Source organism: Thermogutta sp., assembly GCF_014359955.1.
Taxonomy (GTDB): domain Bacteria; phylum Planctomycetota; class Planctomycetia; order Pirellulales; family Thermoguttaceae; genus Thermogutta.
Genome location: NZ_JACIYL010000211.1, coordinates 1 through 6,148 on the forward strand (window position 1 = coordinate 1; position 6,148 = coordinate 6,148).

5 protein-coding genes and 1 pseudogene are annotated in these 6,148 nt (G+C 59.9%); 5 read left to right on the top strand and 1 reads right to left on the bottom strand.

Going from position 1 to position 6,148, the window contains the following annotated elements; all coding sequences use genetic code 11:
* The 5 genes and pseudogenes from H5U08_RS08355 to H5U08_RS08375 form a co-directional block, all read left to right on the top strand.
* Window positions 1-899: pseudogene (locus H5U08_RS08355) on the top strand (hypothetical protein); the annotation flags it as partial.
* Window positions 896-1,618 carry an ABC transporter ATP-binding protein gene (locus H5U08_RS08360; RefSeq protein WP_297032094.1) on the top strand — a complete coding sequence of 241 codons (723 nt, stop codon included), beginning with the start codon at window positions 896-898 and terminating at the stop codon, window positions 1,616-1,618. The pseudogene H5U08_RS08355 and the gene H5U08_RS08360, both read left to right, overlap by 4 nt.
* Before the next feature lie 69 nt (window positions 1,619-1,687).
* Window positions 1,688-3,013: an ABC transporter permease gene (locus tag H5U08_RS08365; protein ID WP_297032096.1), complete on the top strand. Its 1,326-nt coding sequence runs from the start codon at window positions 1,688-1,690 to the stop codon at window positions 3,011-3,013.
* A gap of 191 nt (window positions 3,014-3,204) precedes the next feature.
* Window positions 3,205-3,915: a DUF4190 domain-containing protein gene (locus H5U08_RS08370; RefSeq protein WP_297032098.1), complete on the top strand. Its 711-nt coding sequence runs from the start codon at window positions 3,205-3,207 to the stop codon at window positions 3,913-3,915.
* Between the two features lie 268 nt (window positions 3,916-4,183).
* The gene (locus H5U08_RS08375) at window positions 4,184-4,588 is read left to right on the top strand and encodes a bifunctional nuclease family protein (protein ID WP_095413930.1); all 405 of its coding nucleotides are present in this window, start codon (window positions 4,184-4,186) and stop codon (window positions 4,586-4,588) included.
* Window positions 4,589-4,665: 77 nt separating this feature from the next.
* On the opposite strand, the gene H5U08_RS08380 is transcribed toward H5U08_RS08375, so the two are convergent.
* Window positions 4,666-6,148: glutamate synthase subunit beta (locus H5U08_RS08380; protein WP_366494274.1), on the bottom strand; the 1,483-nt coding region annotated here is incomplete at its 5' end.

Sequence of the window (6,148 nt, forward strand, 5' to 3'; positions counted from 1 at the left end):
CCCTCGCAGGAGTGGAGTTCGATGGCGAGGTGACCGAAGTGGGCGAATATCCACTGCCCACTTCGTTCTTCAATTCCAACGTCAAAGATTATCAGGTCATCGTCAAGATCAACAACCCGACCGAAGAGCTGCGGAGCGGCCTGACCGCCCAGGTGACGATCCTCGCCCAGCGGGAACCCAACGTGCTGCAGGTTCCCGTGCAGTCGGTCTTTGAAGTGGCGGGCGAATTCTACTGCATCACGGTCAATCCTGACGGGAGCTTGCAGCCGGTGAAGGTGGAAATCGGCCCCAGCAACGAAAAATTCGTGGTCATTCGCAAGGGGCTGGAAGAAAACCAGGAAGTCGTGCTCAACGCGGCGGCTTACCGAGAAAAAGTGGGACTGGCGGAAAAGAACGAGCCCGTCCTCGCAAGCTGGAGCCGCTCACAGGGTGAGCAGGCAAGCGCCGCGCAGGAGGCAGCCGCCAAGGATGCCGAGGCCAAAAAGGCTCGGTTCGAAGCCGGCCCCGTCCGTTCTCAGGACAATCAGCCTGGTGGAGGGCCTGGCATGGCCCATGCGGAAACGCCGGCGGGCGGACCTCCGTCCGGCGGCAGACCGGGTGGGGAAGGCCCTGGCGGCATGCGGCCGCCCGGCGGCTTCAATCCCGCAATGATCGTCGATCGCATCTTTGAACGAATGGACACCAACAAAGACGGCAAGCTTGATTCCGCGGAAATCCCCGAGGATCGCCGGGCCGAATTCATGCAGTCGGACACCAACGGGGATGGTGCCATCGACAAACAAGAATTGCTGGCAGGGTTCGAGAAAATGCGAGCGGCCGGCGGCTTCCCCGGGGGATTCGGTCGCTGGGGTGGCCCCGACGGTCGTCCGTCGCGCCCTGACAACGGGGAAGCCCAATGAACATCGGCGTCTCAGTCCAGAATGTGACCAAAGATTACCACATGGGCACTGAGGTCGTTCACGCCCTCCGTGGTGTCTCCTTCGACGTGCCCGAGGGAGACTACGTAGCGATCATGGGGGCGTCCGGCTCCGGCAAGAGCACACTCCTCAACCTGCTGGGCTGCCTCGACCATCCGACTTCCGGCAAGATTCTGCTGGATGGCGAAAACGTCGCCGAAGCCAGTGACGATCGCCTCGCGGAACTCCGCGCGTCCAAAATCGGCTTTGTCTTTCAGTCCTTCAATCTCATTCCCCAGCTCACCGTCCTGGAGAACATCGAGGTGCCGCTCTATTATCAGCGGCGGCTTTCGCCGAAAGAGCGGGCACGCTGTAAAGAACTCGCTGCGATGGTGGGTCTCGGGGCACGTCTCAACCACAGACCCACCCAACTCTCTGGTGGGCAGCAGCAGCGGGTGGCCATTGCCCGGGCACTGGTCAACGATCCCATCTTCATCCTGGCTGATGAGCCGACCGGAAACCTCGATTCCGTCACCACCGAAGAGATCATGAATCTCTTCGACGAACTCAACCGCCAGGGGAAAACGATCATCCTCGTAACGCACGAACTGGATGTGGGCAGCCGGGCCAAAAGGATCATTCGGCTTCGCGACGGAAAAATCGAGTCCATCACCGATAATCCGGCTCGCAGCTCCGCGCGTACAGAAGCCGCTGTCAATTAGATGCCGTCCTGATCACAGATGGTTCCATCCATGACAATACGAGAAGTCAACACCTGCCGATAAACACCCATGCTTGTTCTCTGGATCCGCACATTCCAACTCGGCGTCAAAAGCCTGATGCTTCATCCTCTGCGGTCCTTGCTGACCGTGTTGGGGATTTTTATCGGCGTGGCCAGCGTGATTTGGCTGCTGGCCATCGGGGAAGGCATCAGTCGCAAGGCCCAGGAGCAGATCGAAAGCCTGGGCGCAACCAACATCATCATCCGCTCCATTAAACCGCCGTCAGAGCAGATTCAGAGCTCGGGCCTGCTCCTGCAATATGGGATTACCCGGGCGGATTACGAGCGGCTGGTCAGCACCATCCCCACCATCACCCGCGCCGTGCGAATTCGCGAACTGCGGCAGCGTTTCAGCTACGGTGGGCGGATGGTCGATGGTCGCCTGGTGGGCTGCACGCCCGAGTACAAGGACATCGTCCGGCTGGAAATGGACCGCGGTCGCTTCATCGAGGACACCGACCTGGAAGACCTCAAAAATTACTGCGTTCTGGCGGCGGGAACGGCCGAACGCTTGTTCCCCTTTGAGGATCCCATCGGAAAGGTCATCCGCATCGAAGAGCAATACTACGTGGTTGTGGGGGTGTGCAAACCGAAAATGCCGTCCGCTGGAATCGGCGGTTCGTTTGCCGCCCAGGACTTCTCCAGCGACGTGTACATCCCCATCACAACCCTCTGGTGGCGCATTGGGGACGTCATTTTCACCCGCCGGGCGGGGTCGCTGGAAGCGGAACAGGTGGAGCTGAGCCAAATCACCCTCCAGGTGGATAAAACGGAAAACGTTATCTCCACAGCCGATGTTGTGAAGGCCACCCTGGCCCGCTACCATCCCACGGAAGACTACGGCGTCACCGTCCCGTTGGAACTTCTCGAACAGGCCCGCATCACCCGAATGATGTTCATGATCTTCATGGGCCTTATCGCGGGCATTTCGCTCGTGGTGGGTGGTATCGGCATCATGAATATCATGCTCGCCACGGTTACCGAAAGGACCCGCGAAATCGGTATCCGCCGGGCGTTGGGGGCCAAGCGGCGAGACATCATCCGGCAGTTCCTTGTGGAAACGGTCGTGCTCTCGACCCTCGGCGGGATTACCGGCATCCTCGTCGGTTTCACCTGTCCCCTACTCAGCGAGGCCATTATGAGCGCCATCCAGATTCTCATGCCACGGGTGTACGACTCGCTGCCGGAGATCGTGCGGACCATGCGGCCGGTGATCGTTCCCAGCTCCGTCCCCCTGGCCTTTGGGATTGCGGTGGCCGTGGGGGTTATTTTTGGCCTCTATCCTGCCCGACGGGCCGCCAATATGGATCCGATCGAGGCCCTTCGGCATGAATGATGGGGCCACAGTTTCCCCGGCGGAATTTCCGGCCCAAACTCAGGGCTCGCCGAACACTTTTCCGGCGGCAACAATAACATTAGAGAGGAACTAACTGTTCTCGGAAAAATTCCCGCCATAGAGGGACCGGCAGGACAGTTGGCGAACTCTTCTAACAGGTCACGCTGGATTCATTAAAAGTGGTGAAACCCATGAGTATTATCGACAGTCAAAAGCCCATCTTCCGCAGCGAGCAGCCGGTCATCCGGCGGCGAACCCGGATCGGCTTCCGGCCAACGGACGACTACAAGGTCATCCAGGCTCAAGCGGTGCTCAGCCTGGTGCTGGGTGTGCTCTCCATCTTCTGCTTCTTCACCGTTTATTTGTTCTGGATTCCCCTGGGTGGTTTGATCTTCGGCTGGATTGCCCGCAAGGAAATCGCGAAATCCCCGAAGGAACGACTCGGCCTGGGAATGGCCCAGACGGGGATGATCCTTTCCCTCGTTTTCGGTGTGCTGGGATGCGGCTGGGTCATGTACACGTATCTGGCAGAGGCTCCCCCCGGATACAAATTGATCACCTTCGCCGAACTCCAACCGGATCCCAACGAGCCCAAGCTCATTCCCCAGTTCGCGCGCGATCTGGAGGAGAAAAAAGTCTTCGTGTGGGGCTACATGGTGCCGGGTGAAAAACAGTACGGCATCACAGACTTCGTGCTCGTGGAACAGCTTTCCCATTGCCAGTTTTGCCAGTCCCAGCTTCGGCCCACCCAGATGATCGAAGTCCATTTCAAAAATGGGCTCTCTGTGGATTATTCCACGAAGAGAATCGGGGTGGGTGGCGTGTTCACGTCGAACCCGGACGTCCTCAAACAGCAGTTCGGCGGGATTGTGTATCGCATCGAAGCCGATACCGTCCGCTGAAAGAAACGCGGGTCGGCCACTGGTGAGAGGCCCGCTCGGGGGGCTAGAATACACAATGGGTGTCCCCGAATACGGCCGTCGCCATGTTTTCATGCTCGTGCGACGCCGTATCGCGGCGCACAGCCAACGAGCACATCAAACTTGCCGCCCGTGACCGGCCCCCATGATCGACGCGGCCACCGTACACTCTGCTGGTCGTGGAACCCAGCCGGGCACGCGGACGGACACGGTTCGAGCACATTACAGGGAAACAACCTGGAGGGGACTGATGCCAGTCCAGATGCAACTTGCCCGAATTGTCCTCAGCGACATCGCAGAAGAGCAAATTATTTACCTCAAAGAGGTGGACGGAGACCGGGCATTTCCCATTGTCATCGGCGTCTTCGAAGCCCAGAGCATTTATCGGGCGGTGAGGAATGTCGTGCTGCCACGCCCAATGACGCACGATCTTATCATCAATATTCTGCAGGAGCTTTCCATCGAGCCGCAGGACGTCCTCATCAGCGAACTTCGTGAACACACCTACTTTGCACGACTCCGGTTTCGGCAGAACGGCTCGCTCGTGGAGGTGGACGCCCGTCCGTCGGATGCCATCGCCATCGCCGTGCGGTGGAAACCTCCCCTGCCAATCTACGTCGCAGAAGAGGTGCTCAGCGAGGCCCTCGATCAATGACCGCCCGGGCAATGTGGACGCCCAGCGCCTCTGGGAGCGTCCAGTTCTGAGCCCTTCTGAGTAGAGGTGGGAAAGATTCAGCGGGCCGTGGCCACCGACAGCACGGTTTCCCGGGGCAGCGTCGGCTCGGTGCACAGCCATTCGTGAATCGCCCGGGCAGCTTCCCGGCCCTGATTGATGGCGTGCACCACCAGCGATGCGCCTTTGACCGTGTCTCCCGCCGCAAACACGCCGGGCACGGAGGTCATCCACTTCTTGACGACCACGTTGCCCCGCTGGTCGAGCTGAAGGCCGAATTGCTGGACAAGCCCTTCATGCTCCACGTGCAAAAAGCCCATGGCCAGGAGGACGAGGTCCGCCGGGACCGTGAAGTCCGTTCCCGGTTTTTCCCGCATTTCCCAACCTTTCGGCCCGCGGATCCATTCCACTTCACAGGCGTGAAGATGGGTCACGTGGCCGTCTTTGACAGAGAGGGCTTTGGTCAGCACGCTCCAGCGGCGGACACACCCTTCTTCGTGAGAGGTGGAAGTCCGCATGATCCGCGGCCAGAGCGGCCAGGGCGTCTCCGGATTTTTACCCTCCGGGGGTTTGGGCAGAATTTCAATTTGCAGGACTGACTTGGCGCCCTGTCGGATGGCCGTGCCCACGCAGTCACTCCCCGTATCCCCACCTCCGATGACAACCACGTGCTTGTCCTTGGCGTAGATGGCATCCGGGCCGGTGGTGGGAACGGGATCGCCGGCGATCCGGCGATTCTGCTGGGTGAGGTAGTCCATCGCAAAATGGACTCCTTTTGCATCCGCACCGGGAACGGTCAGCGGCCGCGGCTTGCCGGCGCCCATGGCCAGAAGAATCGCGTGGAAGCTCCGCCGCAATTCGTCGGCCGTGATGTCACGCCCCACCCACACGTTGGGCTCAAAGTGCACTCCCTCGGCGACCATCTGCTCCAGTCGCCGGTCGATGATGTGTTTTTCCAGCTTGAAATCGGGAATGCCGTAGCGGAGCAGTCCACCGATCCGGTCCGACTTCTCGAAGACAATGACCTCGTGTCCGAGACGGCAAAGCTGCTGGGCGGCGGCCAGTCCCGCCGGGCCGGAGCCGATAATGGCCACCCGCTTGCCGGTTCGCTGCGCCGGCTTGATGGGCCGCACCCATTTCTCGGCAAACGCCCGCTCGGCAATTTGATACTCAATGTGCTTGATCGTCACCGGTTGCGAGTTGATGGAGAGGGTGCAGGCCGCCTCGCACGGGGCTGGACACACGCGACCCGTGATCTCGGGAAAATTGTTGGTGGAATGCAGGTTGTCGGCCGCCTCCCGCCATTTTCCGCGATACACCAGATCGTTGAATTCCGGAATCCGGTTCTTGACTGGGCAGCCCGACATGTGACAAAACGGGATGCCACAGTCCATGCAGCGTGCCGCCTGTTCGTTGAGAATACGCTCGGCGAGTGGCAGATCGATCTCCCGCCAATCGTGGATTCTTTCCTCCACAGGCCGGTGACCTGCGTCCACCCGAGGATATTTCAAAAACCCTGTTGGATTACCCACTGAACACCTC

What these genes read in the sequence shown, in the direction of transcription:
- H5U08_RS08365 (WP_297032096.1), top strand. Translation starts at nt 1,688, where the DNA reads ATGCTTGTTCTCTGGATCCGCACATTCCAACTCGGCGTCAAAAGCCTG.
- H5U08_RS08360 (WP_297032094.1), top strand. Translation starts at nt 896, where the DNA reads ATGAACATCGGCGTCTCAGTCCAGAATGTGACCAAAGATTACCACATG.
- H5U08_RS08370 (WP_297032098.1), top strand. Translation starts at nt 3,205, where the DNA reads ATGAGTATTATCGACAGTCAAAAGCCCATCTTCCGCAGCGAGCAGCCG.
- H5U08_RS08375 (WP_095413930.1), top strand. Translation starts at nt 4,184, where the DNA reads ATGCCAGTCCAGATGCAACTTGCCCGAATTGTCCTCAGCGACATCGCA.